28 protein-coding genes and 5 tRNA genes are annotated in these 23874 nt (G+C 40.0%); 7 read left to right on the top strand and 26 right to left on the bottom strand.

The features are described from left to right. Positions 1–63: 63 nt before the first annotated feature. Together QY304_03650 and QY304_03645 are read right to left on the bottom strand one after the other, a co-directional pair. Positions 64–138, bottom strand: a tRNA-Asp gene (locus tag QY304_03650). A 45-nt stretch (positions 139–183) separates the two neighbouring features. Beyond that, positions 184–257, bottom strand: a tRNA-Met gene (locus tag QY304_03645). Positions 258–347: 90 nt separating this feature from the next. Between QY304_03645 and QY304_03640 the strand changes: the two genes are divergently transcribed. Beyond that, positions 348–418, top strand: a tRNA-Met gene (locus QY304_03640). 40 nt (positions 419–458) lie between these two features. Here the strand turns inward: QY304_03640 and QY304_03635 are convergent. From QY304_03635 to pilM, 22 genes are all read right to left on the bottom strand, one after another. Beyond that, positions 459–1106 carry a hypothetical protein gene (locus QY304_03635; protein ID WKZ26456.1) on the bottom strand — a complete coding sequence of 216 codons (648 nt, stop codon included), beginning with the start codon at positions 1104–1106 and terminating at the stop codon, positions 459–461. Positions 1107–1167: 61 nt separating this feature from the next. After that, positions 1168–2592, bottom strand: a complete 1425-nt coding sequence (gene gatA, locus QY304_03630) for an Asp-tRNA(Asn)/Glu-tRNA(Gln) amidotransferase subunit GatA (GenBank protein ID WKZ26455.1) — start codon at positions 2590–2592, stop codon at positions 1168–1170. Between the two features lie 230 nt (positions 2593–2822). Continuing rightward, entirely contained in the window at positions 2823–3122 is a 300-nt protein-coding gene (gene gatC / locus QY304_03625) for an Asp-tRNA(Asn)/Glu-tRNA(Gln) amidotransferase subunit GatC (GenBank protein WKZ26454.1), read from the bottom strand. Positions 3123–3129: 7 nt separating this feature from the next. Next, positions 3130–5175 carry an NAD-dependent DNA ligase LigA gene (gene ligA, locus QY304_03620; protein WKZ26453.1) on the bottom strand — a complete coding sequence of 682 codons (2046 nt, stop codon included), beginning with the start codon at positions 5173–5175 and terminating at the stop codon, positions 3130–3132. Positions 5176–5214: 39 nt separating this feature from the next. Continuing rightward, a complete protein-coding gene (locus QY304_03615) occupies positions 5215–5724 on the bottom strand; it encodes a hypothetical protein (GenBank protein ID WKZ26452.1) in 510 nt (169 codons plus the stop codon). Positions 5725–5726: 2 nt separating this feature from the next. Then, positions 5727–6308, bottom strand: coding sequence for a prepilin-type N-terminal cleavage/methylation domain-containing protein (locus tag QY304_03610; protein WKZ26451.1), 582 nt, complete (start codon positions 6306–6308; stop codon positions 5727–5729). Further along, entirely contained in the window at positions 6296–6928 is a 633-nt protein-coding gene (locus QY304_03605) for a type II secretion system protein (GenBank protein WKZ26450.1), read from the bottom strand. Before QY304_03605 ends, QY304_03610 begins: the two co-directional genes overlap by 13 nt. A 39-nt stretch (positions 6929–6967) precedes the next feature. Then, complete coding sequence (locus QY304_03600) at positions 6968–7744, bottom strand: type II secretion system protein (GenBank protein ID WKZ26449.1); 777 nt, start codon at positions 7742–7744, stop codon at positions 6968–6970. Between the two features lie 16 nt (positions 7745–7760). After that, the gene (locus QY304_03595; GenBank protein ID WKZ26448.1) at positions 7761–8627 is read right to left on the bottom strand and encodes a prepilin peptidase; all 867 of its coding nucleotides are present in this window, start codon (positions 8625–8627) and stop codon (positions 7761–7763) included. Further along, the gene (locus tag QY304_03590) at positions 8628–9068 is read right to left on the bottom strand and encodes a type II secretion system protein (GenBank protein WKZ26447.1); all 441 of its coding nucleotides are present in this window, start codon (positions 9066–9068) and stop codon (positions 8628–8630) included. It lies immediately after the preceding gene. 34 nt (positions 9069–9102) lie between these two features. Continuing rightward, positions 9103–9762: a transposase gene (locus QY304_03585; GenBank protein ID WKZ26446.1), complete on the bottom strand. Its 660-nt coding sequence runs from the start codon at positions 9760–9762 to the stop codon at positions 9103–9105. A 154-nt stretch (positions 9763–9916) separates the two neighbouring features. Next, positions 9917–10285: a type II secretion system protein gene (locus QY304_03580; protein WKZ26445.1), complete on the bottom strand. Its 369-nt coding sequence runs from the start codon at positions 10283–10285 to the stop codon at positions 9917–9919. Between the two features lie 225 nt (positions 10286–10510). Then, complete coding sequence (locus QY304_03575) at positions 10511–10870, bottom strand: four helix bundle protein (GenBank protein ID WKZ26444.1); 360 nt, start codon at positions 10868–10870, stop codon at positions 10511–10513. A 39-nt stretch (positions 10871–10909) separates the two neighbouring features. Beyond that, positions 10910–12112 carry a type II secretion system F family protein gene (locus QY304_03570; protein WKZ26443.1) on the bottom strand — a complete coding sequence of 401 codons (1203 nt, stop codon included), beginning with the start codon at positions 12110–12112 and terminating at the stop codon, positions 10910–10912. Between the two features lie 34 nt (positions 12113–12146). After that, positions 12147–12500 carry a four helix bundle protein gene (locus tag QY304_03565; GenBank protein ID WKZ26442.1) on the bottom strand — a complete coding sequence of 118 codons (354 nt, stop codon included), beginning with the start codon at positions 12498–12500 and terminating at the stop codon, positions 12147–12149. A gap of 50 nt (positions 12501–12550) precedes the next feature. Next, complete coding sequence (locus tag QY304_03560) at positions 12551–13612, bottom strand: PilT/PilU family type 4a pilus ATPase (protein WKZ26441.1); 1062 nt, start codon at positions 13610–13612, stop codon at positions 12551–12553. 127 nt (positions 13613–13739) lie between these two features. Further along, positions 13740–14135 carry a response regulator gene (locus tag QY304_03555; protein WKZ26440.1) on the bottom strand — a complete coding sequence of 132 codons (396 nt, stop codon included), beginning with the start codon at positions 14133–14135 and terminating at the stop codon, positions 13740–13742. A 51-nt stretch (positions 14136–14186) separates the two neighbouring features. Continuing rightward, on the bottom strand, positions 14187–15785 hold the full coding sequence (locus QY304_03550; protein ID WKZ26439.1) for a GspE/PulE family protein: 1599 nt from the start codon (positions 15783–15785) through the stop codon (positions 14187–14189). 63 nt (positions 15786–15848) lie between these two features. Continuing rightward, positions 15849–16163, bottom strand: coding sequence for a hypothetical protein (locus tag QY304_03545; protein ID WKZ26438.1), 315 nt, complete (start codon positions 16161–16163; stop codon positions 15849–15851). 6 nt (positions 16164–16169) lie between these two features. Further along, positions 16170–16724 (bottom strand): type 4a pilus biogenesis protein PilO, encoded by a 555-nt coding sequence (gene pilO, locus QY304_03540; protein WKZ26437.1) that lies wholly within the window; start codon positions 16722–16724, stop codon positions 16170–16172. 14 nt (positions 16725–16738) lie between these two features. Next, positions 16739–17401, bottom strand: coding sequence for a hypothetical protein (locus QY304_03535; protein WKZ26436.1), 663 nt, complete (start codon positions 17399–17401; stop codon positions 16739–16741). A 117-nt stretch (positions 17402–17518) separates the two neighbouring features. Further along, positions 17519–18667 carry a pilus assembly protein PilM gene (gene pilM / locus QY304_03530; GenBank protein ID WKZ26435.1) on the bottom strand — a complete coding sequence of 383 codons (1149 nt, stop codon included), beginning with the start codon at positions 18665–18667 and terminating at the stop codon, positions 17519–17521. Positions 18668–18726: 59 nt separating this feature from the next. On the opposite strand from pilM, the gene QY304_03525 reads away from it, so the two are divergent. The 6 genes from QY304_03525 to recG all read left to right on the top strand — a co-directional run bounded on the left by QY304_03525 (position 18727) and on the right by recG (position 22965). Next, a complete protein-coding gene (locus QY304_03525; protein WKZ26434.1) occupies positions 18727–19377 on the top strand; it encodes a phosphoribosyltransferase family protein in 651 nt (216 codons plus the stop codon). A 46-nt stretch (positions 19378–19423) separates the two neighbouring features. After that, positions 19424–19509: transfer RNA gene (locus tag QY304_03520), tRNA-Ser, on the top strand. Continuing rightward, complete coding sequence (locus tag QY304_03515; GenBank protein ID WKZ26433.1) at positions 19485–20108, top strand: hypothetical protein; 624 nt, start codon at positions 19485–19487, stop codon at positions 20106–20108. The genes QY304_03520 and QY304_03515 overlap by 25 nt, the downstream gene beginning before the upstream one ends. Positions 20109–20184: 76 nt before the next feature. Beyond that, the gene (locus QY304_03510) at positions 20185–20523 is read left to right on the top strand and encodes a hypothetical protein (GenBank protein ID WKZ26432.1); all 339 of its coding nucleotides are present in this window, start codon (positions 20185–20187) and stop codon (positions 20521–20523) included. 4 nt (positions 20524–20527) lie between these two features. Beyond that, on the top strand, positions 20528–20803 hold the full coding sequence (locus tag QY304_03505) for a hypothetical protein (GenBank protein WKZ26431.1): 276 nt from the start codon (positions 20528–20530) through the stop codon (positions 20801–20803). Beyond that, positions 20800–22965: an ATP-dependent DNA helicase RecG gene (recG, locus tag QY304_03500; protein WKZ26430.1), complete on the top strand. Its 2166-nt coding sequence runs from the start codon at positions 20800–20802 to the stop codon at positions 22963–22965. Before QY304_03505 ends, recG begins: the two co-directional genes overlap by 4 nt. 60 nt (positions 22966–23025) lie before the next feature. On the opposite strand, the gene QY304_03495 is transcribed toward recG, so the two are convergent. Both QY304_03495 and QY304_03490 read right to left on the bottom strand, forming a co-directional pair. After that, positions 23026–23099 (bottom strand) — tRNA-Ile (locus tag QY304_03495). 27 nt (positions 23100–23126) lie between these two features. Beyond that, positions 23127–23792 (bottom strand): helix-turn-helix domain-containing protein, encoded by a 666-nt coding sequence (locus tag QY304_03490; protein ID WKZ26429.1) that lies wholly within the window; start codon positions 23790–23792, stop codon positions 23127–23129. Between the last annotated feature and the right edge of the window lie 82 nt (positions 23793–23874).

Raw genomic sequence — 23874 nt, 5'->3', positions numbered from 1 at the left:
TATAATTGGCTAGATCTTCAACTTACGAAAAAAGACGAATTTGCCGCCTTTAATCCCGAAATGCGCGAGCGACGGGACTTGAACCCGCAACCTCTCCCGTGACAGGGGAGTGCTCTAACCAAATTGAGCTACACCCGCAAAACTAACACAGTGATTCTAACAAAAAAAATTTTCTGTGTCGTGTGTCGGGGGTGGGGGTCGAACCCACGACCTCGGGCTTATGAGTCCCGCGCTCTAACCAACTGAGCTACCCCGACAATTGTTACAAGAAAATAACATTTTAAGAGAAATAATTCAATAAGCGTTGCATTTTTAAAAAATTTCTGTATAATTAACAAACAAATTCTCGCGGGGTGGAGAAGTAGTATCTCGTCAGGCTCATAACCTGGAGACGTCCGTGCAATTCGGGCCCCCGCAACAAGGTTCACAAAAACCCGCTTAAGCGGGTTTTTGTGAATTTAAATATATTTAAACTCTTTGAATACTTCTTCAAAAAGCCCGATGACTCTTCTGGCCTCGCTTTGCGTAATATAAAAGCTGGTCCCTTCGTGCGCTATGGTATTTCTTATTTTATGCGCTTCCCACGCCTTGTCCAAAGTATTAAAATCGCTCCGCTCAATATTTTTCAATTTTTCGCCTAAACCTACGCCAGGATAACCCATCTTGTCAACCATTTCCTCAAGCATTATGTCTGCTTCAAGAATCGCCATTTTCCAATCACTCATATTAAAAGACTCCAAATGCTCTAAAATCTTTCCCCATCTTTCTTCTGCCTTTTTAAAGACGGTTTCGCTCGAACCAAAATCAGATTTTTGAGAATGAAATTTAAGCTTGAGCTCCCTATTCAATCGACTAAGTTTCCGTAAACTATAAATTATCCCAAACAAGAAAACAGATGAAATTACAAAAGAAAGTGGCATTATCACATAAAAAACATTGATGAAATAAGAGTATGCGACCTCCAAAAATGGACCCTCTGCTCTTGAAAAAGAGATGATTCTCTCAAGTAAAAAACCTCCAATAAGAGTTAGAAAACCAAGAATGAGCAAAATCTCAATCGGGTCAGAACTTGAGGAACTTGGTGTCTTTGGTTTGTAATCGGCCATTGTTTTAATCAATCAAAAATTAAAAATTTCTTTTAAATTATCACCCAAGCTCTTATAACAATCAATCATTCTCTCCCAAAAAACGCTTACCAGCTTCAAATAGCATGTCCTCTCTAAAATTTGGTGCGATAAACTGCAATCCGAGCGGCATTTTGTTTTTTTCGGTAAAACCGCTTGGCAAAGAAATTGCTGGCAAACCAGCGATATTTGCCGGCGCGGTCAACAGATCAGACATATACATTGAAAGAGGGTTGTTCGCTTTCTCTCCAATCTTAAACGCTTCAGTTGGAGTTGTCGGCGTAGCGACCAAATGAACGCCGTCGGCAAAGACCTTTTCAAAATCATCGATGATAAGATTGCGCACCAAATTAGCTTTGTTATAAAAGGCGTCGTAATATCCGGTAGACAAAACGTATGTTCCCAAAATAATTCTGCGACGCGGTTCTTTTCCAAAACCGCTTGTTCTGGTTTTTACATACTCATCAAGCAGATTTTCTCCTTCTTTTCTCAAGCCGTATTTAACTCCATCAAACCGCGCCAGATTGGAAGAAACTTCAGCCGGCATGATTATGTAATAAACAGCCAAAGAATATGAAGTGTGAGGTAAAGAAATGTCTTTTATATGAAATCCGAGCTTAGAAAGCCGCGCGATTGAATCTTCAAAATTTTTCAAAACTTCTTTATCTATCCCGGGCTGGGACAAAATATCCCTTGGCACACCAATCACCAAGTCTTTAGGCAAACTATCACTTCCCAAAACTTTAGCAGTTGTTGCGTCAAGCGGATCGTGGCCTTTTATAGCATCAAACAATATTTCAATGTCTCCGACGGTTTTTGCAAAAGGTCCGATTTGGTCAAGAGAAGAACCAAGAGCGATAAGCCCATACCTTGATACACTCCCGTATGTCGGCTTAAGACCGACAAGTCCGCAAAAACTTGCTGGCTGGCGAACAGAGCCGGCAGTTTCAGAGCCCAAAGCGCCAAGCGAGCCACCCATAGCAACCGCCACCGCCGAGCCGCCACTTGAACCACCCGGCACTCTCTCTTTATCGAGAGGATTCCTAGACAGGCCGTAAGCCGAGTTTTCCGTTGACGAACCCATAGCAAACTCATCCATGTTTGTCCGACCGAGCAAAATACTTTTTCTTTTCTTTAATTTTGAAGCAACGGTGGAATCATAAACCGCGCGATAATTTTCTAAAATCTTTGAACCAGCCGAACAGATTTTACCTTCTATCAAGATGTTATCTTTTACGGCAATTGGTATGCCGGTTAAAAAATCGGCTTGGCCGGAACGAAAAAACTCCTGCGCTTCTTCAGTTTGGTTTTTCCAATCGTCAAAAATTTCCAGGAAGGCATTTAATTCCGGATTTTCTTTTTCAATGTTTTTGACGCATGATTCGACCAATTCCATAACAGAAAAATCACCCGCCTTGAGATGGTCGTGAGTATTGCGTATGGTTAATGATTTTAGATCGATTGACATAGTTTTTAGTAACACTTCTTCAAAAGAATTGGCCTAATTATTCTACAACATTTTAAACTCTAAGTTCTAAACTCTAATCAAGTTTTAAGTTCTAAGATCAAAGTTCCAAATTTCATTTTAGAGTTTTAATCTTTGAGTTTTAAGTTTGATTAGAACTTAGAGTTTAGAATTTCAAAATAATAATTGGTCATTGTTTAGAAATTAAAAATTAGTTTAATTAGAGCAATTTGCTAAAGTATTTTCTTAACCTTAAAGTAATTTCCCTCTCTTTGTGGTGCTTGACCGAGAATCTTTTCCGTAAATTCTCCGGCCGGATGAGGGTTTTCGTCCCGCCTCATTTGGTTTTCCAAGAGTGCGTAAACTCCGGCCGGCCGGTTAGAAATCTCTCCGATTGCTACCTCTTGTACCTGTTTTACATAAGACAAAATTGAGTCGATATCTTTTGAAAAAGACTCTAGTTCAGCCGAGTCAAATCTCAATCTGGCTAGTTCAGCCAGCTTATTTAAGTCTTCTGTGCTTATTTCCGCCATAGTTAAGCTATTTTAACATATCCAAAAATTCTTTTTCTTCAACAATTTTGACATTAAGTTTTCGGGCTTTTTCAAGTTTTGAACCCGGGTCCGTGCCGGCTACCACAAAATCAGTTTTACTTGAGACAGAGCTTGAGACACTGCCACCAAGTGCTCGGATTTTTTCTTTGGCTTCTTCGCGAGACACCGATTCAAGAGAACCGGTCAAAACAAAACTTTTGCCGAAAATTTTGCTCTTTTTCTCTTTCCCGTCCAGTGGAGTTTCATTTTCAATTTCAACTACTTTCAAAAGGTCTTCAATTGTCTTTTGATTATCTTTGTCTTTGAACCAAGAGACTACCGATTCGGCGACCTTCGGGCCTATTCCTTCAATAGTATCGAGCTCCTCAAAAGTCGCGCTCCTTAATTTTTCAACTGTTTTAAACCTCCGGGCCAAATCAAGTGCCATCTCTTCACCAACCAAAGGAATTGAAAGGGCGGCCAAAAATTTAGCTAGGGTGATTCTCTTTCCTTTTTCAATTGACTCCAAAAGATTATCGGCCGACTTTTCGGCAAATCTTTCCAAACTTAAAAGGTCGCCTTTTTTGAGAGTAAAAATATCGGCATAATGAGCGATAAGATTGGCATCGAGAAGCTGGTCAACAACTTTCGGACCTAAGTGGTCAATATCAAAGCACTTTTTAGAAACAAAATAATAAAACTTTCTTCTTTGTTGGGCAAAAGAGTTTTTAGCAACGCATCGCCAAGCCGCTTGTCCGGGAATTCTTTCAATTGAACCGTCGCCACCACATTCGGCAACACGCTTCGGCCAGACAAAGGGAATTTCTTTGCCGGTTCGCATTTCTTTTACCACTTCAATAATATCCGGAATGACATCGCCGGCTTTTTGGAGAATTACCGTGTCGCCCACCCTAACATCAAGTCGCTTGATTTCATCTTCATTATGAAGTGTCGCACGCGAGACCACGGAACCGGCAACGGACACCGGACGCAAATGAGCAACCGGAGTCAAAACCCCAGTTCGGCCTATTTGAAGAACGATATCCTCAACCGTGGTCGTTACCTGCTCGGCTGGAAATTTCAAAGCGATAGCAAAACGTGGGGCTTTGCCGGTGTAGCCAATCGCTTCCTGAAATCTTTTCTCGTTTACCTTCACCACCACGCCATCCACAAGATAATTTTCTTTTTCAGACTTGTTTCCATGCCTACCAGAAGGCAAGTGCCACTCTCTCCAAAACGCTATGACTTCATCAATGTTCTTGCAGAGTTTAAAATTTTTATTGATTTTAAAACCTAATTTTTCTAAAAGTTTTAATTCTTCAAATTGAGTATCGGGAATACTGATGCTGGCAAGTGCTAAATCATAAATATATGTATCTAGCTCTCGCTTCGCGGCAACTTTCGGGTCAAGCTGGCGGATTGAACCGGCGGCCGCGTTTCTCGGATTGGCAAAAAGAGGCAATTTTCTAACTTCCCTCTCACGATTGAGTTTTTTTAATCCAGTCTTACTCATCCAAACTTCGCCCTCAACCAAAACATCAATTTCCTTCTCAAGTTTGATCGGCACCGATTGAATTGTCCGAATGTTGTGCGTAACATCTTCACCAACTTTACCGTCGCCACGCGTCGCTGCAGTTTTTAAAACTCCTTTCTCATAATCTAAAACGACTTTGAGACCGTCAATCTTAAGTTCCGCGGTGTAAGTCGGATTATGTTCTCCTCCTAGTGAATCCTTTAAAAATCTTTTAACTCTTTTATCAAATTCGTAAATTTCCTCTTCTGAAAAAGCATCATTGAAAGACCATTGTGGGACTTTGTGAACAACTTTTTTGAAACCTTTTAGGGGCGCTCCGGCTACCCTTTGCGACGGCGAGTCTGGAGTAATAAGTTGCGGATATTGGCTTTCAATTTCGGAAAGCTCATGTTTCAAAGAATCCAGCGCCGATGGTGAAATCTCTTCCTTATCTAAAACGTGATAAAGATAACGATGGCGCTCTATCGTTTTTTTAAGTTTCTCTAGACGCTCTATGACTTCTTTTGGGGCTTTGGGCATAGAGCTATTTTACACTACCGCTTACCTCCTCTCTACTCACTAATACGTTACCCGTATCGCTCTTTCCAAAACCCGCGCGCTGTTAAAATCGCAAGTATTATAACCACGGGAAACAAGGGTGGTATCAATACTTTCAATTTCACCTTCATTGCCGTCGTCAAAATTTATTTTTTTCGTCATAGTAAAAACAAAACAAGAGTCGTTTGAGGAATCTCCCAAAGAAATCGCATTGTTTATGGGTAAGTTAAAGACATAAGTAGTTCCATCATCCGTACTTAGTCTCATATCTACAGTCTTGGTCTGATTATTGCAATTTATCTGGCTGATTTTCCCAGGTTCAAATGAACCTTTTTTCAAATCCCAAAAAAGGGCACATTCAATGCCGGAATTTGCGGCATAAAAAGACAACTGCGAGTCCCTGCCAGTCTGCGCCAAAATAACTTCCCGCAAAGCAATATTTGAAATCGCAAAACTAAAAAGCGCTGCTACAGAAGCCACCAGAACCGCAATGAAAAGAGAAATTCCTTTTTGTTTTTTGTCAGATTTCATATTTATTCTTCAATATCGCTAAACGGATGCCAGTTAAGAATGTGCTCCGAGACTACAAGCTCTTTTGTGCCAAGCCCCCGTGTCCAAGACACTTTTACAGTTATTTTTGCCTCGTTTGCGTTTATTTTTTTCATATTTATGGTCCTAAAAATCCCGGTGCGTTCTAATCCATCGCAAGGGGTGGAAGCATTGTTTCCCCGATGTAACAATAAACCACTTTCGTCTTTACACAACTCACATCCTTGAATTAGACATTGTTCTAAATTATTTCCATCGATATCAATCCCGCAATCACTATTCTCTCCACACCAACCGCCATATGAATCCCAATTGGCAATACCGCCAAGCCATCGGTTACCAGACAATCCATTCACATCCCTTTTATTTTTTATAAGTTCTATGGCTTCTTGTGCCAAAAAGAAAGCGGCGATTCTGTCTCGTGCGTAAAAGCTGGCCTGCAAACTGCTATTGGCAACAGTCATCGCCGCCGCAATCGCCATCGCCAAAATAAAAATCGCAACTAATGTCTCCACCAGAGAAAACCCGCTCTTAGATTTTTTGATTTTTTTATTTAATAAGTACATGATGCGTTTATTTTAGGCACTCTTTGGGACACCGTGGTCTGTATTGAAAATTCCGACTTTTCTTCTTCACGAACCCCAGCAACTCCCTCTATCAAAATCACAACCCTTGGTTGCTTTTCGCAATCTCCAGTCCCGGTCCCGGTCCCCTCAACAAAAAAATGTAATTTCTCTATCTCAACTTCCGGCGCGGTAATATCCTGGAACTTGTCTCCGTCTGGACTATGTTCATCACACGTATCTTCATCCTCATCTTTTTCCACATACCGCTGGATAGACTTTAAATCTTCTGAAAACCTGTAAAAAACCTTCTGATTTTCACTTGAACAAAAAGTGATCGCTTTTCCGCCCTCCCCGCCCATCGGACAATCAAAGGGTTCGGTGCCAGAGTCGTCACATCTATAATCCGTTCCCACCACAATTTCCCGCGCCATACTTTCAACTGCAAAATTTAAATTGGTCATAACGAGTTTCAACGACTGACTTTTTTTATTTAGCCCATACATCTCCAAGACTGCTCCCATACCAATCGTCATAACCGCCAAGAAAATTCCCAAAGCCACAACCAACTCCAAGAGAATTAGACCTCTATCTTTTTTGTTCTTGTGTTTTTTAACTAACATAATTTGCTATAAATTTAAGAAAATTTGAATATCAAGTTATTAGCCGGGTGGACCACCTCCTCCTGGAGCACCTCCTCCTGGACCACCTCCTCCTGGAGCACCTCCGCCCGGCCCGCCACCAGGTGTAAGACATCCTTCACCGTCTCGAACCGAAATCTGACCAGTCGGTAAAACATGAACGCTCTTTTTTCTACCCAAGGGCGACTCAAGACAAATTACCGCTTCCAAATTATCAAGAGATACCCCTTCATCGCTTGAAAGATATTCCCCTCCCGCATCTCTGAATTTTATGGAAGCGTCCGGCTTGGGTCTTAAAAAGGCGATATCAACCCCTCTCGGCTCACTTCTTATCGGACTACCGCACTTCAAAGCCCCTCCGTTCCTGTAGCAAATATGACTTATTTTATTTCCACGACCTATTTCAACTTTTTCCAAACATTCTGAATCGGTGCAATCGTAAGTGCCGTTATACATTAAAAAATCAGTATCACCTTCCGAATCAAAATCTATGAATCTTATAAAAATTTTATCATTATTAACATCTCCGCCCTCGCTCGGCTGTGTCCTTATGAAAAAAGAGACTCCGAAAGCGTTTTCAAATCCCCCGACATCAGGCGCCTGCTCTACGGCAATGCCCGAAACCTGCGCTTCCCTGATAGTGAGAGCAATATCAAAAGCCAGATTGGTAATTTCCAGTTTGTCGGTAAAGGCGCGATGGTTAAAGACAACAACAGAGGTTATAAGGATAATAATAAAAATCGAGACTAATAGTTCAATCAGTGTGATGCCGGATTCAAGATTCTGATTTTTCTTCATAAGACAAAGGTTGGGGCTAGAAAATTAGTCTGAAAAACATGTCGAGCCCCAAAAAGTCATGTTCCGCAAAAAAATAAATCATCGTGCCCAAGACCAGAAACGGACCGAATGGGATTTCACTCTTAATTGTAAGCCCTTTAAGCTCTGAAAACAACGCGCCTTTGGACGGTAATGTTGATAGAAAATTTTTTGAAAGTAAAAGAACAATCGCCACTGCTCCTCCAATCCAAAAAGACCAAAGGATCGCGTAAATTCCCCCGACAATTCCGAGAAACCAGCCGATACCAAGCGCGAGCTTAACATCGCCAAAGCCCATCCAACGCCCGCCGGAAAAAAGCCAAATTAGAAAAAATGGTGCGACAATCAAGGGTCCGGCCAAAAGCCAAGCTAAAAATCCGGAATTCAAAAATTCCAGAAAACCGACAAGAAAAGAAAGCGCGATAAAGGTGAAAACAAATTCATCCGGAATAATTTTATGATGGAAATCGTAAACTGAAATGGCAATTAGAACAGAAAAGATTGTCCAGTAGAAAAACAATTCTCCAATAGTCCCCATATCAAGGAAATTCCTTGATATCAAGGAATTTCCTTGATAAAGGATAACTTTTAAAAAAACTAGGAGAAAAACAAGGCCGGTCAAAAATTCCACCAGCGGATACTGCCAAGAAATTTTGGCCTTACACTTTCGGCATCTGCCCTTTTGCAAAATAAAACTTAGGATTGGAACGAGCTCGGCAGGACCTAAGACCTTTTTACACGACGGGCAAGAAGAACGCTTGCGAACAACACCTCTATCCGTGCCATAGCGCAGAGTCACCACATTCAAAAAACTACCGACTAAAGTTCCTAGAATAAAAATTGAAATAGAAAAAAAGATGGTCATTTAATTTTCTGTTTGGCAGCCAGTTTCAGTGCAGGTTACGGTATTACCATTACCAGTTGCGGAATATTCAAAAGTCGATTCTATTTGGTTAGTCCTTGCGTTGTTTCCATAACTCCAGCCAGCTGGTAAATTGGGCCAGGCAACATCTGTAGCGCTTAGATTGCCACATATTGGCACGCCGGCTGAAGGTTGGTCCCCCCCGCCATCTTGACCTGTGCAAGGAAAGGTCTGGCCCGATTGTCCGCAAGTAAGGTCTGAATTAGAATCAACGCATAAAACTACCGCAGGAACAATTGACCTTAAAGAACTCTGAACATCAGCTAGTCGCGCTCTTTCCCTGGCGCTTTGAAGAGAGACCAGAACGATAGAAGCCAAAACACCAATAATAGAAATTACCACCAAGAGCTCTATCAAGGTGAAGCCTTTATTTTTTCTATGCATTATGAGAATAATTATAAACCAAAAAAAGCAAAAATTATAATTCTTCAAAATTTATCCATTCATCAATCATTGAATTAAATTCAGTGAAAGTTTGAAAGTATTCCGGAAATGCCGGTTTTTCTAAAATGGCTGATTCTACTCTGTCGTCTGATTTTGCATAGTCTAAATAACTTGAATAATCGTAAGAAGAAAGAAATTTTTTGGCTCCTTCTTTGTCATTAATCTTTTTTTGTTTCCAACCATTTTCAATAATGCCGATTGGGTTCAAATGGATATAAGCGTATTGGTATTTTAAATAATTATCAGTATTTAAATGTTTTGCTGAAAACTTCCCTTCAAAAAGTTTACCCTTCCTTTGATATTTAGTATTAAAATACATTGAATATCCCGTTAATAGCTTTTTCATAAAAATACTTATCCCTTTTTCAATTTTTTCCCTCAACAGAAGATGAAAATGGTTAGGCATAATGCACCACGCGCCAATGTCTACAATAGTCTCCCCTCGCGGGATTTCTATCAAGGAAATTCCTTGATAATTGCTGATATGCGCTTCCATAGTACTGTTTGTCGCGTACAAAAGGCGGACAAAACGTTCGCGATCGCCATTATCAATAAAAATAACCCTTTTATCTACACCTCGGTTGAATACGTGATAAAATTCACCCTCGGAAAAAGTTATGTTTCTTATTCCCATATACCTTTATTCTATCAAGGAAATTCCTTGATAAGGTAAGGATGTTGTGGGAAACTTTAGAAGTTTAAAGAAAAACCCCCGTTTTGCGGGGGTTTTTCTTATCAAGGAATTATCAAGCAAATTCCTTGCTGTAGGTCTCATTTAGAATGAAAGCTTATGCGCAAACTGCACCTGTAAAGGTTACACCCTCATCAGTGACCGTTCCACATTCTGCTAATGTAGCCGGAATTGGTGGAACTTGTACATCAGCAAATCCGCCGAGTCCATCACAAGTGACTGTGATTGCAGCATGTCTCTCAGTAGCCGCAACTGTAGCATTCGCACCTGAAGCAGCGCCATCACAATCAACAAGAAGTGATGGAACAGCGCCTCTTAGTTCAGCTTGATATGCTGAAATAGCTGCTTTTGTTCTAGCAGTATTAAGCGAAGCCAATACAACTGAAGACAAGATACCGATAATAGCGATAACAACCAAAAGTTCAATTAAGGTAAAACCTTTTTGACTTTTTCTGAAAATGTTCATAATTTATTTTTATTAAGTCTTGTTAAGACTTTAAAATTGCTCGCGCGAACAATTCTTAACTTTTAACTCTACTAATAATTTTTTTAAAATTGGGCTTGATTCGACCAAAATCCCAATAATATTTGTCTTTACGACGAATTTAATTATAACAAAGAGGTAAGGTACTACAAAGAGGGTGTGGATAAGTGAGATAGGGTTTAGAGACTAGGGTATAGCGACTAGCCACTAGGGTTTAGGGGTTAGGGAAGAAATTAATTTGTTCAGCATTTTCATTACCTCCACTAATTGATTATACACTTTTTCGGTTTCGTTTTGGTTAGCCAGTTTCAGGTCTATAACTAATAAAAGTTGAGTTTCTAATTCCGCCCCAGAACCAAAAGCAATTCTTACAAACTGAATATATTCTTGTCTTGATTTCCTACTATAACCTTCTGCAAGGTTAGACGGAATGGAAACTGCCGACCGGCGCATCTGTGAAACCAGTCCGTATAATTCCTCTCTTGGAAATTGTTTGGTCAGGTTATAGACAGATTTAACAAGTTCGAAATTTTTTTGCCAAACAATCAGATTTTTGTAAGATTGCATTTTCCCTATTGGCTATATACCCTAGACCCTATACCCTACTTAAAATGCACCGGCGATGTTGTAGATTGGCATAAGCACAGCGGCGAGAAGAAAACCGACACCAAGACCCAAGACGACAATGATTGCCGGCTGGATCATATCGGTCAAGGTGTCAACCGCGGTGATAACTTCACGTTGGTAAAATTTCGCCAAAGTATCCAAAATATGCGCAAGCTCGCCGGTCTCTTCGCCAACTTTTATCATCTGGGTCATAATGCTCGGCACTTCACGATATTCGGCCAAAGCCGAAGAAAGCGACTTGCCGGCTTTCACTTTCAGAGCGGCGTCCTGCAGAATCTCTTTGAAAATCTCATTGTCAACAACTTCGGCAGTTGATTCAATGGCTTGAATCATCGAAACACCGCTTGAAGTCATAGTATTCATATTGTCGGCAATTCTGGTCAAATAAAGTTTCTGGTACAAATTGCTGACATAGGGCACGCTAAGTTTTAAATTATCCAAGGTCAAACGCCCGCTTTGTGTCCGGAAATATTTAAAAAAGACAAAAGTCATGATAATAAGTGCCACCAAAAGATAAATTCCGTAGTTCAAAAGAAAAGAGCTCATCCACAAAACAGCTTTAGTGTAAACCGGCAAATCAACTCCTGTCTCAAGCAAAATCGGGGTAATTCTCGGAATAACCACAGTAAACAAAAGAACCATCACGCCTATAAAAGCGATAATAACAAAAGTCGGATAAATTAGGGCGTGCTTGGCTTTGGTTGTTACGGCATAAGTCCGGTCCAAATAATCAGCGAGGTAAACAAAAACCTGACTCAATCTTCCGGACTCTTCACCGACTTTGACCATGCTGACATAGAAGTCTGAAAAAATATGCGGATGCTTTTCCAAGGCGGCGGAAATTGAACTTCCTTCCTGCAAATCATCAGCGACTTGACCCAAAGACCTCTTCAAGACCGGGTGATCAGTTTCCGAAGACAGCAGACGAAAAACTCTTAAAGCTGAAACTTGCGCCTCAAACAAGGTCGCCATCTGACGGGTCACGATCACAATATCTTTTGAAGCAACCCTATTTAGAAACGGAATTTTTCTTAAGATTGATGGTTTCTCAAGAAGCTCAACAGACGAAACTACAAGACCTCTGTTTTGCAAAGAGCTGATAGCCACATCTTTGTTCAAAGCATCAATTATTCCCTCTTTTTCAGCTCCACTATTATCTATGGCGTGGTATTTGAATAACATATCAGTTTATAGTTTTTAGTTTATGGTTGATAGACTATAGTTTATAACTTCTTAACTTATTTAACATCTTCATAATCTCAGTCAGCTCATTTTCAATAGCGGTAATTTTATCTTTTAATGTTGGAAATAATTCTTTTGAAATATCCAACTGGGTTTCAACCTCGGCTCCCGAACCGTAGGCAATAGAGTAAAATTGATTTTGGTCTTTTTTACTGTTTCTTTTGGAGCCCTCTGCTATATTTGACGGGATAGATACACACGACCTTCTTAATTGACTTACTAATCCAAAAGTTTCTGATTTAGGAAACTCCTCAGTCACTCTGTATATTTTTACACAAAAATTTTTTGCCTTCTGCCAAACAATTAAATCTTTATATCCTCTGCCCATCTGTCTATTAATATCAAACTATAAACTAACAACTACAAACTACAAAACTATTACAGGAGTTTTTCCAGACTCTTCACGTCGTTTGAATACCTAAAAGCATTTTCAGCGGTAATCTGTCCAGACCGGACCAATTCAACAAGCGAGCGGTTTAGACTTATCATACCTTCGCCTAAGCCGGTTTCAATAATGGTCGAAATTTCATAAACTCTGTTTTCTCTAATGACGTTTGAGACGGCGGTATTATTTATCAAAAGCTCATAAGCTGGCACCAAACCACCGGCAATTGTCGGCACCAATCTTTGTGAAAATATTCCGGTTAAACTGCCAGCGAGCTGAAGACGAATTTGGTTTTGTTGGGCAGCCGGAAAAGCATCAATTACTCTCTCAACAGTTTGCGCCGCGTCATTTGTGTGTAGAGTTGAAAGAATGTAATGTCCAGTTTCGGCGGCGGTAACGGCCGTTGCAATCGTCTCGGTCTCGCGCATTTCGCCGACCATCACTACATTAACATCCTGCCTGAAAACATTTTTCAAAGCACTGTAAAAATCTGGACTATCAGTCCTGATTTCCCGCTGGTCGATTATTGATTTGTTTTCCTTGAAAACATACTCAATCGGGTCTTCGATAGTGATTATGTGCTCGGCACGCCTTTGGTTTATCAATTCAATCATGGCCGCCAATGTCGTGCTCTTACCTTGACCAACCGGTCCGACAACCAAGAAAAAACCTTGCTTCTTTTCAGTAAAATTCTCCAAAATCGGAGGCAAATTTAGCTCCTCAAAAGTTCTGATTTTTTCCGGAATATATCTTAGAGAAATGGCTATAAGACCTTGTTGAAAATATGAGTTACCTCTAAATCTCTCTTTGTTGACATGACTATAAGCGAAATCAACATTTTTCAAGGCCAAAAACCTTTTTTTGTTTTCAGTGGTCAAAAGCTCGTCAATCATGCCGTATATATACTCACGGTTGATGGATTCTTTGTTAGAAATTGGGATAAGTGAGCCGTTGACTCTAATTGTCGGCTTCCTACCCTCGCCTAAATGCAAATCGGACCCGCCTTCGGCCAAAACAATTTTTACGAGCTCGTCCAATTCTTGTTTATAATTCATTTTATCTAGGAAATTTGAATCCGGACAAAATTTAAAAATAATTTTGTCTAGTTTCCTAAATCTATTTTAACCCGTGATTTAAATATACGCCAGATAAAGACTGGGGAAATGAAGAAATAGAAAAAAATTATCTTTTCTTGCTTTCGGCGATTTTTAAAACTTCAATGGCAACTTCGGAGGGGATAAGAGCGGCTTTGATAATGTAGCCATCTATACCATACTGCTTTGCCTTTTCGATGTCTTGAGATGCACCTTGATTGGTAAGCATTACCACGGTGGCAGAGTCAGCAAGTTTTTCTTCCCTAATAATCTTTAAGACCTCGACTCCGTCCGGATGAGGCATAACAACATCAAGTATTAAAATGTCGGGGTTATATCCTTCGCGAAGTTTTGAAAGAGCTTCGGCACTGCTTAGTGTTGCTAAGACTTCATGACCATAAGCGCTAAACTTCTTCTCGTACATATTCAGAAGTAGTCGGTCATCGTCTAACAATAAAATTTTATAATTTTTTTTATCAGGCATAGTAGTAATATACAGTTTCAGAATATAAATTTCAAATCTACAGCTTTTAGACTACAAACCCAATATCTCTTCAAAAGGTATGAGTCGTTTAAATGACTTCAAAATCGCATCTTCTTTCATTTTAAGCATGCCTTTATTTCTCAAGATTTTGTCTATTTCAAGTTCAGACGAGCCCTTCAGAATCGCGCTCTCAACATCTTTATCCATCTCAAACATTTCGGAAACGACTATCCTGCCCCTAGTACCAGACGGGCATTCGGGCCCGGGCGACAAGCGGTAAACCTCATTCCCAATCGGCAGTTTCTTGCGAAATTCTTCGGGTAGATCACTAAACTGCTTGTCTATCATCATTTTGATTGAACCTTCAATCGGAGTCGGCGTGCCGGCCCCCGGACACAGCAAGCTTACAAGTCTTTGCGCCATTGCCAAAATCAAAGTAGGGGCAATGAGATACGGGTCAACCTTCATGTCTATAAGACGCGGAATGACACCCGCAGCATTATTGGTGTGGATTGTTGCCAGAACTAAATGTCCAGTCAAAGCGGCCTGAATCGCAAGACCGGCAGTTTCCGCATCTCTGATTTCACCGACCATTATAATGTCTGGATCTTGGCGCAAAGTAGTTCTCAAACCGTTAGCGAAAGTATAGCCAATATCTGAGCGGACTTGCGACTGGTTAACGCCCTCAATGTTGTATTCAATCGGATCCTCCAAAGAAAGCACGTTGTTTTTTTCCCTATCAAATTCATTGAGGATTGAATATAGAGTAGTTGTCTTTCCGCTACCGGTCGGACCAGAAATCAAAATCAAGCCGTAAGGTTTTTTTATGGCTTTTCTAACCATCACCAAGCTGTCTTCCGAAAATCCAAGCTCTTCGAGCTTCTTCATACCTTTTCCGGAATCCAAAATTCTCATCACCACCTTCTCGCCATGATAAGTTGGAAAGGTTGAAACACGAAAATCAATCTTCCGACCATCGATTTTAGCGCTAAACCTTCCGTCTTGTGGCTTACGCTTTTCATCCAACTTCATGTTTGATAAAAGTTTTATTCTTGCGACAATCGCAGAATGAACCTTGGCAGGTAAAACTAGACTTGTATTTAAAACACCGTCCACCCGAAAACGAACCCTTATATTCTCCGTCATTTTTTCAATGTGGACATCAGAAGCATTACCTTCAGCGGCATAACGCAAAATTGTGGCAACGATTTTTGTGATTGGAGCCGTTTCAACTATTTTTGTCTCTTGCTTCTCACTTGTGTCTTTGAGTTTTTTTTCTTTTATTGAATCTTCTTCCTCCTGACTGAAAGACACGCCGGTGACGGCTTCAGAGTTACCCTCAAGTTGGGAAAGGGCTTTTGTCACCTCTTCTGACAATCCGCGATACATAGACAAAACCTTTTCAAAATCTTCTTCCGAAATCAAAAAAAGTTTGTAAGGCAACCTGGTTTTGGCCGAAATGAAATTTAGAGCATCTCTTGCCTCAATATTATCTGGATCAACTATGCCTAATTCCAAAACACTGTCCCTTATACCAAGTGGGGCAAATTTATAGTGCTTGGCTGATTCTTCCGGAACAATGCTTAGAATTTCGCTCGGAATTTTTTGGTTGCCAATTTTTATCTTTTGAATATTGAAACCGTTTGCCATAGAATAATTGCCGACAAGAAAATTCTGGAATAGACAGATATTTTAAAATTCACACGTCGGCAATTATTCTAAAGCTTGCGGCACAAAAGGATTTCTCCTGCCTATTGACTGAACTGCTGGACGTACTTCGGTGTCTTGCAACCTTCTAAAAACTGGGTCATTGAAAAGCGAAGTGTTTATCCGACTTAGGGTTCTCAACCTTTCAAGCTCAACTACAAGTTCTCGGCCGATGATTTCTTGATTTGGGGTTCGGACTGTAACCGACAATAACGGTTCTTTACCCCTATTCAGAGACCAAAACCCCAAAAAAATCCCGCCGATAATAACCACCAGAATAATCGTATTTTTATTTTCTCTTAATTTTTTTGCTAAATCCATTTTATTTTATTTCAACCAATAAGTTCTTATTGATAGTTCGTAATTTTGAATTTTCGGTCGCTCTTCATCGCCCTTGATCTTTATTGACAAGACATCCATTATTCGCAAGCTGTCTTCTATGTCTCTAAGAAAAAGAATCAAGTTCTCATACGAAGCGCTGAACTGAAAATTTACAACCATTGTATTGTAAACACCCGAAGACTGCGTGGCTTTACTACTACGAGAATTTACTGTTTCGTCTTCGGAGAACGAGGTTTTTATGTTTTCCATCAAGATCCCACGGCGTCTGGCAAGATTATCAATATCCAAAATCAATTGAACGTTGTCACTGCCACTTGGAATCATTTTGGAAAGTTTTTCCAGCTCAGGTGTCGGTAAATCTCTCAAAACCTCCCTTAACCCTTCTCTAACCTGCCTCAATTCGGCAGACTTGGCTAATACATCATCATAATTTCTGCCGTCCGCCCAAAGCTCCTGGACATTGTTAAACTGCGGCCAGACGTACATATAAACCAAGCCGGCGGTGGCAACTATTATTATTATTGGAAAAAAATTTCGCATAATTTATAAAATTATTATTCTGCTGGCTCTGATTCTGTTTCTGGTATAAGTTCTTCAGATTCAACCTCTGATTGTGTTTCGGAAGAAGAATCTTCAAGCCGAGGAAATAAAGCGGAGTAAAGAACTAAGCGCGGATCAACCTCCATTTCTAGAGAAAAACCTACTGTGCCCTTTTCATTTAAATTAACATCACCAAATTTCACATTCCGAATAACGTCTGACCCTTTCAAAGAATTTGACTGAAAAGCCAGAACAGCATAGCTTGGCGCTTCACCTTTTGCTTGAATCGTTGGCCAACTGTCAGAAGAAGTGTTCAAAGAAAGTTCGCTAAAAAAGACATTCCGCACTGTCAGACTCTCAAGAAGCAAGAAGAAAGATGATGCTGAAATGTGGCTTTGAAGAAGTTTTTGTCCAGAATCCACACGGTTTTTGACCGCGGTCAATTCTCTAGTCAGTTCCGGTTCAAAAGCTCGAATTTCGTTTTGGATCGCCTCTTTTTTAGCTTCGTGCTGGCTTAACAAAAATCTTTCATAAAAGAACATAATAACCGACGAAGATACTGAGGCGATAAACAAGAAAGAAACCAGCCAAATAAACAAGCTGAAAGGCTTCCTGGCCCTCAAAGTTTTCGGACCGACGCTTTTAGGAATAAAAGATGAAGATGATTTTTGTTCCACTTTTGGGTTTGTGGTGCGACCAAAAACAAAAACTTCAGAAAAGGTTGTTGTGTTTTTGTCCTTGGATTTATTAATTATAGAACATAAAGAACAACTGGCAAAGCGAGTATTCCACTATTATTGTTCTGACAAATATCTCAAGGCAACACCAACTGCTGTGGCAAATTCCGGACCGGTATTTTTCAATACATCGGAAACAAAAACCGGCGCTTCGACTTTAGAAAAGGGGTCGCTCGACAAAACTTCAACCTGCAAATTGGCGCTCGCCGCTTCGGCAAAACCTTTCATACTAGAGCCACCGCCGACCAAAATAATCTTATTCAAGGCCTGATTGTTTTTAGCATTGTAATTCCTAATCACTTTAGCGGTCTCGGCAAAAATGTGGTCAAGAGTTAAAAAAATCGCCCCGCCAAGTTCTTTGTCCTCGCGAAAAGCAAGACCTTTGGTCCGCTTCACAATTTCGGCTTCTTTTATCGGAATACGTAAAGAGCGCGAAATAGTAGAAGTTATATCCTGCGAACCACGGTTGATGGTATGTGAATTTTCAATATTACCCCTCTCCACAACATAGAGCTTTGTTGAAGCGGCACCGACATCCATAATCATAATTGGCTCTGCGGTTGGCTCCAAAACCGCTCGTAGCGTGCTAAAAATTTCAACTTCAAAAATATCGGATTCCAAACCGGCACCAGCAATAATCTGTTTGAATTTACCAAAAACATCATTATGAATAGCAACTATTAAAACTTTAATTTTTTCACCAACCGCCTTTTCTTCTGTCTTGTCGTTGCCAGCACCACCTTCTTTGTTTTCTTTTTCTGATTCATTTCTTGTCGTCTGACTTTCCGACTCAACCTGATCTTTCGGTAAAATTGACCAATCCAAAGACACTTCACTTATTGGCACGGGCACATACTTCTTGGCTTCAATCGGGATAATATTTTTTAGATGTCTTTCACTTGCAGATGGCAATTCTATAACCGTCATAAGAGTTGAGTTGAAGGGAATGGCGATCGATGAGGCGTTTGTCGAAACTTTTGACTCTTTTAATATTTCCGTTAGAGCGGAAATTATTTTATCGGCTGGCAAATTCGTGGCCTGTCCTATTTCAACACCCGCATAAGGTCCGAGCGCTAAAGCGCCATAAGTGTCCAAAACCGCCTTACCTCTTTTCTCCGAAAGCTGGACAACTTTTATGGCCGAGCTACCAATATCAATGCCGACAACCGTATTACTTCCTTTTTTCTTGAATAAACCAGTAAACATTTTTTACAAAAATGCGATAATTAATTCATTACATAATATCATACAAAAAAGCAAAGAAAGTGGATATTTTTATAAAAAATATAAAAGAGACTTTGTTGGGACTGGTTTTTCCAAGCTCACAATTACCAGAATCAGTTACAGAAGACAGAATTAGAGAAATTAAAAAACCCCTCGATTGGCACGACGACAACACAATCGTTATTTTTGACTATGGTGATACTTTGGCAAAAAAACTAATCTGGGAACTAAAATACAAAAATAATTTTAAAGCAGCGGAAGTCTTGGCAAAAGCCATGCGTGAAGAACTTATTGGTCAAATGAATGATTGGGCGATTTTTGAAAATTTTCAAAAACCGATATTGTTGCCCGTTCCCCTATCAAAGAAAAAGTTGGCAAAACGCGGGTACAATCAAACAGAAATTCTAGTTAAAGAAATTTTGAAAACAGATAAAGGAGAAAATTTTGAAGCGGAACTTAAAGTTTTAACAAAATCCAGAGAAACAAAAGACCAGAGCTCTTTGAAAAGCAAGACCGAAAGAAGTAAAAATTTAAATGGTTGTTTCAAGGTTTCTAGTGTGGAGAAAATCAAAGGACGGAATCTGATTATTGTTGATGATGTCATAACCACAGGCGCCACATTGAATGAGATTAAAAAAGTTTTGAGAAAAGCTGGGGCTAAAAAGATAAAAGCAGTGGTGGTAGCACACTAACAAAAAGTTGAAAGTTTTAGATTAAAAGCTTAAAGTAAGGTGGTCTGGAGGAGTGCCGGAGTGGTCTAACGGAGCGGATTGCTAATCCGTAGGGGAGAAATCCCCTCGTGGGTTCAAATCCCACCTCCTCCGCCTTCGGTTCGCCGAAGCGAACCTACGGCGTGACGAAGTCCGCCAGTGGGTTTGCGAAGGCAACATTCGGTTCGCCGAAGCGAACCTACGGCGTGACGAAGTCCGCCAGTGGGTTTGCGAAGGCAACATTCGGTTCGCCGAAGCGAACCTACGGCGTGACGAAGTCCGCCAGTGGGTTTGCGAAGGCAACATTCGATTCGCCGAAGCGAACCTACGGCGTGACGAAGTCCGCCAGTGGGTTTGCGAAGGCGACGTTCGCAAATCATAAAAACATGGCTACAATAGAAGATTTAAAAAAGATTGAGATTCGAGTTGGCAAAATTTTAAGCGCCGAGAGAGTTGATGGTTCCCTAAAACTTGTAAAACTCATAGTCTCTTTTGGACATGAAGGTGAGAAACAGATTATCGCCGGCATTGGTCTTTATTTTGAAGATGTTTCAGTTTTGATTGGCAATAAATACGCTTTCGTCTATAACTTAGAACCAAGAAGTCTTATGGGGCTCCAAAGTCAGGGCATGATTTTGGCCGCCGGCGAAGCCAACACCTTTTCTCTGCTTTCGGTTGACCAATCCGTTTCGGAAGGAAGTTTGGTTAAGTAGAAATCTTTACCCACCACGGCATTTTTTGTCTTCATAAAAACTATTCAAAAATACCAAGTGGGGTTAGAATTAGGAGATGTCGGAAAATCCTAACCAAAAGACAATTGAAAGCCAAGACGAACCAAGCGAGGTTGAAGTCTTCTGGGCATTTGTTGCTTATTTATTTTTTTTCTTGCCACTTTTATCTAAACACAGAAAAAGTAAATTTGTCTGGTATCATCTAAAACAAGCATTTGTTTTATTTATATTGTCAGTCGTGGCGTATTTTTTAGCCGGATTAACAGACTGGCTTTTCTTAAGATTTTTAATTTTCTCTTCAATTTTTATACTTTGGTGCTTCGGTGCCGTGAATGTCTTACTCGGCAAAAAACGGGCACTGCCAATTGTTGGTAGATTAGCCCGGATACTGCCGTAAGTATATGCTGAATAAAGAAAACATATCTTTTATCTTAATTATTGCTATTTTTATAACCGGCGGAATTTTTCATATTCTAAACAAAAGCAAAATCAATTTTGAGTCCGAGACCTGCCCGATAGAAACGTTAACCTGCCCTGATGGTTCAGTTGTGAAAAGAATTCCGCCGGCCTGCGACTTGCCAGAATGTCCGGAAGTTCAGAATTTAGGAAAAACCAAAGGACTGGAAGAAATTGATGATTTTCTTTTCCAAGAAGAGAGCATAGAATATGAAGAATGACAGACATACTCCAAAAACCACTTGAAGAAAATTTTCGTCTAAACCCCAAACAAAAATCTGGCTTAAAAAAATTTGGTCTTAACACCTATGGTGACATTTTGAATTTTTTTCCAATCCGCTACGAAAAAACGCTTACTCAAAAGCCAATAAACGGTCTCCAAAAAGAAGACGAGGTGTCTGTCTACGGACGGCTTTCGAATCTGGAAACCGGAAAAACATGGAGTGGCAAAAGGCCGTTTTCTCGAGGAACGCTGGTTGATCCGACCGGTAAAATTAAAATTCTCTGGCTTAATCAGCCCTATCTGGCAAAAATGTTTGCCGGTAATCCGTTGGTTAAAATTTCCGGAAAAGTATCTGAAAGAAAAAACACGCTTTGTTTTGTTAATCCGACAATTGATAAAATAACAGAAATTCCACTACCAATCTTAAATCAAGATTCCGAAAATCAAGACAAAAATCCTTTTGAGCCAATTTATAAAGAAACGACCGGATTAAGCTCGCGCTGGTTTTATTTCGCTGTCCAAAAAATCTTGCGTAGTGGAATTTTAGAAGAACAGAAAGATCCGATTCCGTCAGAAATTTTGAAGAAATACAATTTACCGACATTAAAATCTTCTTTCGTCTGGATTCATATACCAAAAAAAGAAGGCGATTATTTAGCCGCCAGAAAAAGGTTCGCTTTTCAAGAAATATTTTTCATTCAGCTTGAAAAACAAAAAGAAAGAAAAGCGAGCCAAGAAAAAAAATCATTCAGAATTGAAAAAACAAAAAAAGATTTGGAGGGATTTTTGAAGAAACTGCCGTTCAGATTGACTGATGCGCAAGATAGAGCGGTTTCAGAAATCTTAAAAGATTTTAAAAGAGAATTTCCGATGTCGCGTCTTTTAGAGGGAGATGTCGGAAGCGGAAAAACGGCAGTCGCCGCCATTACTTCTTACGCGACTATTTCCACTCCTCCACCGGATAATAAATTCGGCGGACTGCAGGTGGCTTATATGGCGCCGACAGAAATTCTCGCCAATCAGCATTTTAAAACTTTTGTTGAAACCTTTGCCGGCCTTAACATAAAAGTCGGATTAATCACCGGATCAGGTTGTAAAAAATTTCCGTCAAAAATTAACCCAAATGAAGCAACAACAATTTCTAAATCGCAGCTTCTAAAATGGGTCGCTCAAGGGGAAATTCCAATTCTCATCGGCACTCATTCTTTAATTGAAAAAAAAGTGAACTTTAAAAATCTGGCTTTTGTCATAATTGACGAACAGCACCGCTTCGGCACCGCCCAAAGAAGCCGGCTTAGAAAAAAAGACGATATTTTGCCGCATCTGCTTTCAATGACCGCCACGCCGATTCCCCGAACACTGGCTCTAACAATTTACGGCGATTTAGATTTAACTATTTTGGACCAAATGCCAAGTGGCCGAAAACCGGTCATTACGGAAATTGTCACGCCTCAAAAAAGAAAAGAAACTTATGAAAAAATCCGACACGAACTTGTGGCGGGTCGACAACTTTATGTTGTTTGCCCCCGCATCAACGAACCAGATCCGGAAAAAGAAATGGCTCTAAATGTTAAATCAGTCACAGAAGAAGCAAGGCGCCTCAAAAAAGAAATTTTTCCGGAATATGAAATTGGCATTCTTCATAGCAAACTCAAAAAAGACGAGAAAGAAAAAGTTATGGATAAATTTACCAAAAATGAAATCCAAATTCTTTGCGCGACTTCCGTCGTGGAAGTCGGTGTCAACGTGCCAAACGCCACCACAATTATTATAGAAGGTGCAGAAAGATTCGGCTTGGCGCAACTGCATCAGCTCCGTGGCCGAGTTTTACGAAGCCGACATCAAGCATATTGTTTTGTTTTCTCCGATTCAAAATCAGGAAAATCAATAGAGCGACTCAAAGCCATGATTACAGCCAAGAACGGCTTTGAATTGGCAGAATTGGATCTTGCGCAAAGGGGTGCTGGCGAACTTTATGGCCAAAAACAATGGGGCATAACGGACCTCGGCATGGAAGCCATCAAAAATATTAAAATGGTTGAGGCGGCCAGAAACGAAGCCCGAGAAATTGTTGAGTCCGATCCGGAATTAAAAGAACTAAAACACCAACACTTAAGAGAGATTCTGGAAAACCAGAAAGGAAAGTATCATTTTGAGTAAACGCGGATTAACGCAGATGTAAAATACCCGCTGATATACGCGGATAATAAAAGCTGATAATGCGCCCACTTGGACTCGAACCAAGAAACCTTCCGTGTATAAGACGGACGCTCTACCAATTGAGCTATAGGCGCAAATCTGAAAGTATATTACAATAATTTCTAGTTTTTAGAAACTTCTTCTTGAAGATACTTCATTGCCATTATCACATACTCGTTCAGGTCTCTGTTGTGTATCATGACGTTGCAAGTTCCCTTACCAAAACCATTTTTATAATTCAAACCAGATAATTTGGATTTTTTTATATATATTTGAGTAAAACACTTTGTGGGTAATTTTAGTTCTTTACTCCAATATCTTACAATTTCATCTTTATCCATATCCTTATATAAATGAATTTTTACCTTTATTTTATCAAAGGGAGCGTGAATAGTTTTGAGCCATTTAATAAAGAATTTGAGTACGGCAGGATCTGTGTTGGCTACAGCCGTTGTTGTAACAGCCGTCTTATATCCTTCACCCCAATACAAAAACAGGCCACATAAAAATATCTCTCTTTTATTAAGTTTGCTAATATCTTTTTTTACTCTTTCATAAACTTTTGACAATCTTTCCTCTCTTTTCTTCCTCATCGTATTCCGAAAATTCTCAATTCTTCTAGGATTGATATCTCTTAGCTCTTTAATCCTTTCAGGAGACAAAGGATAATCAGAAAGCCAACCGCTTAATGTACTTTTACTTAGTCCGAGCTGTTGCTTAATTTGGCTATAACTCATTCCTTTAAGTCGGAGTTGAATAGCTTTTTCTTTATCTTTTCTTCTAGCCATACACGAACCTTTAAGTTATAAATAACTTCTATATTATATCAGGTTCGTATTTATATTGTATGTGAGAATCTGATAAAGGAAG

Source organism: Candidatus Paceibacterota bacterium (genome assembly GCA_030583745.1).
Taxonomy (GTDB): domain Bacteria; phylum Patescibacteriota; class Minisyncoccia; order Phycocordibacterales; family BOKC01; genus BOKC01.
Note: the sequence above shows the minus strand (reverse complement) of the source record. Positions and strands in the feature narration are given on the sequence as shown.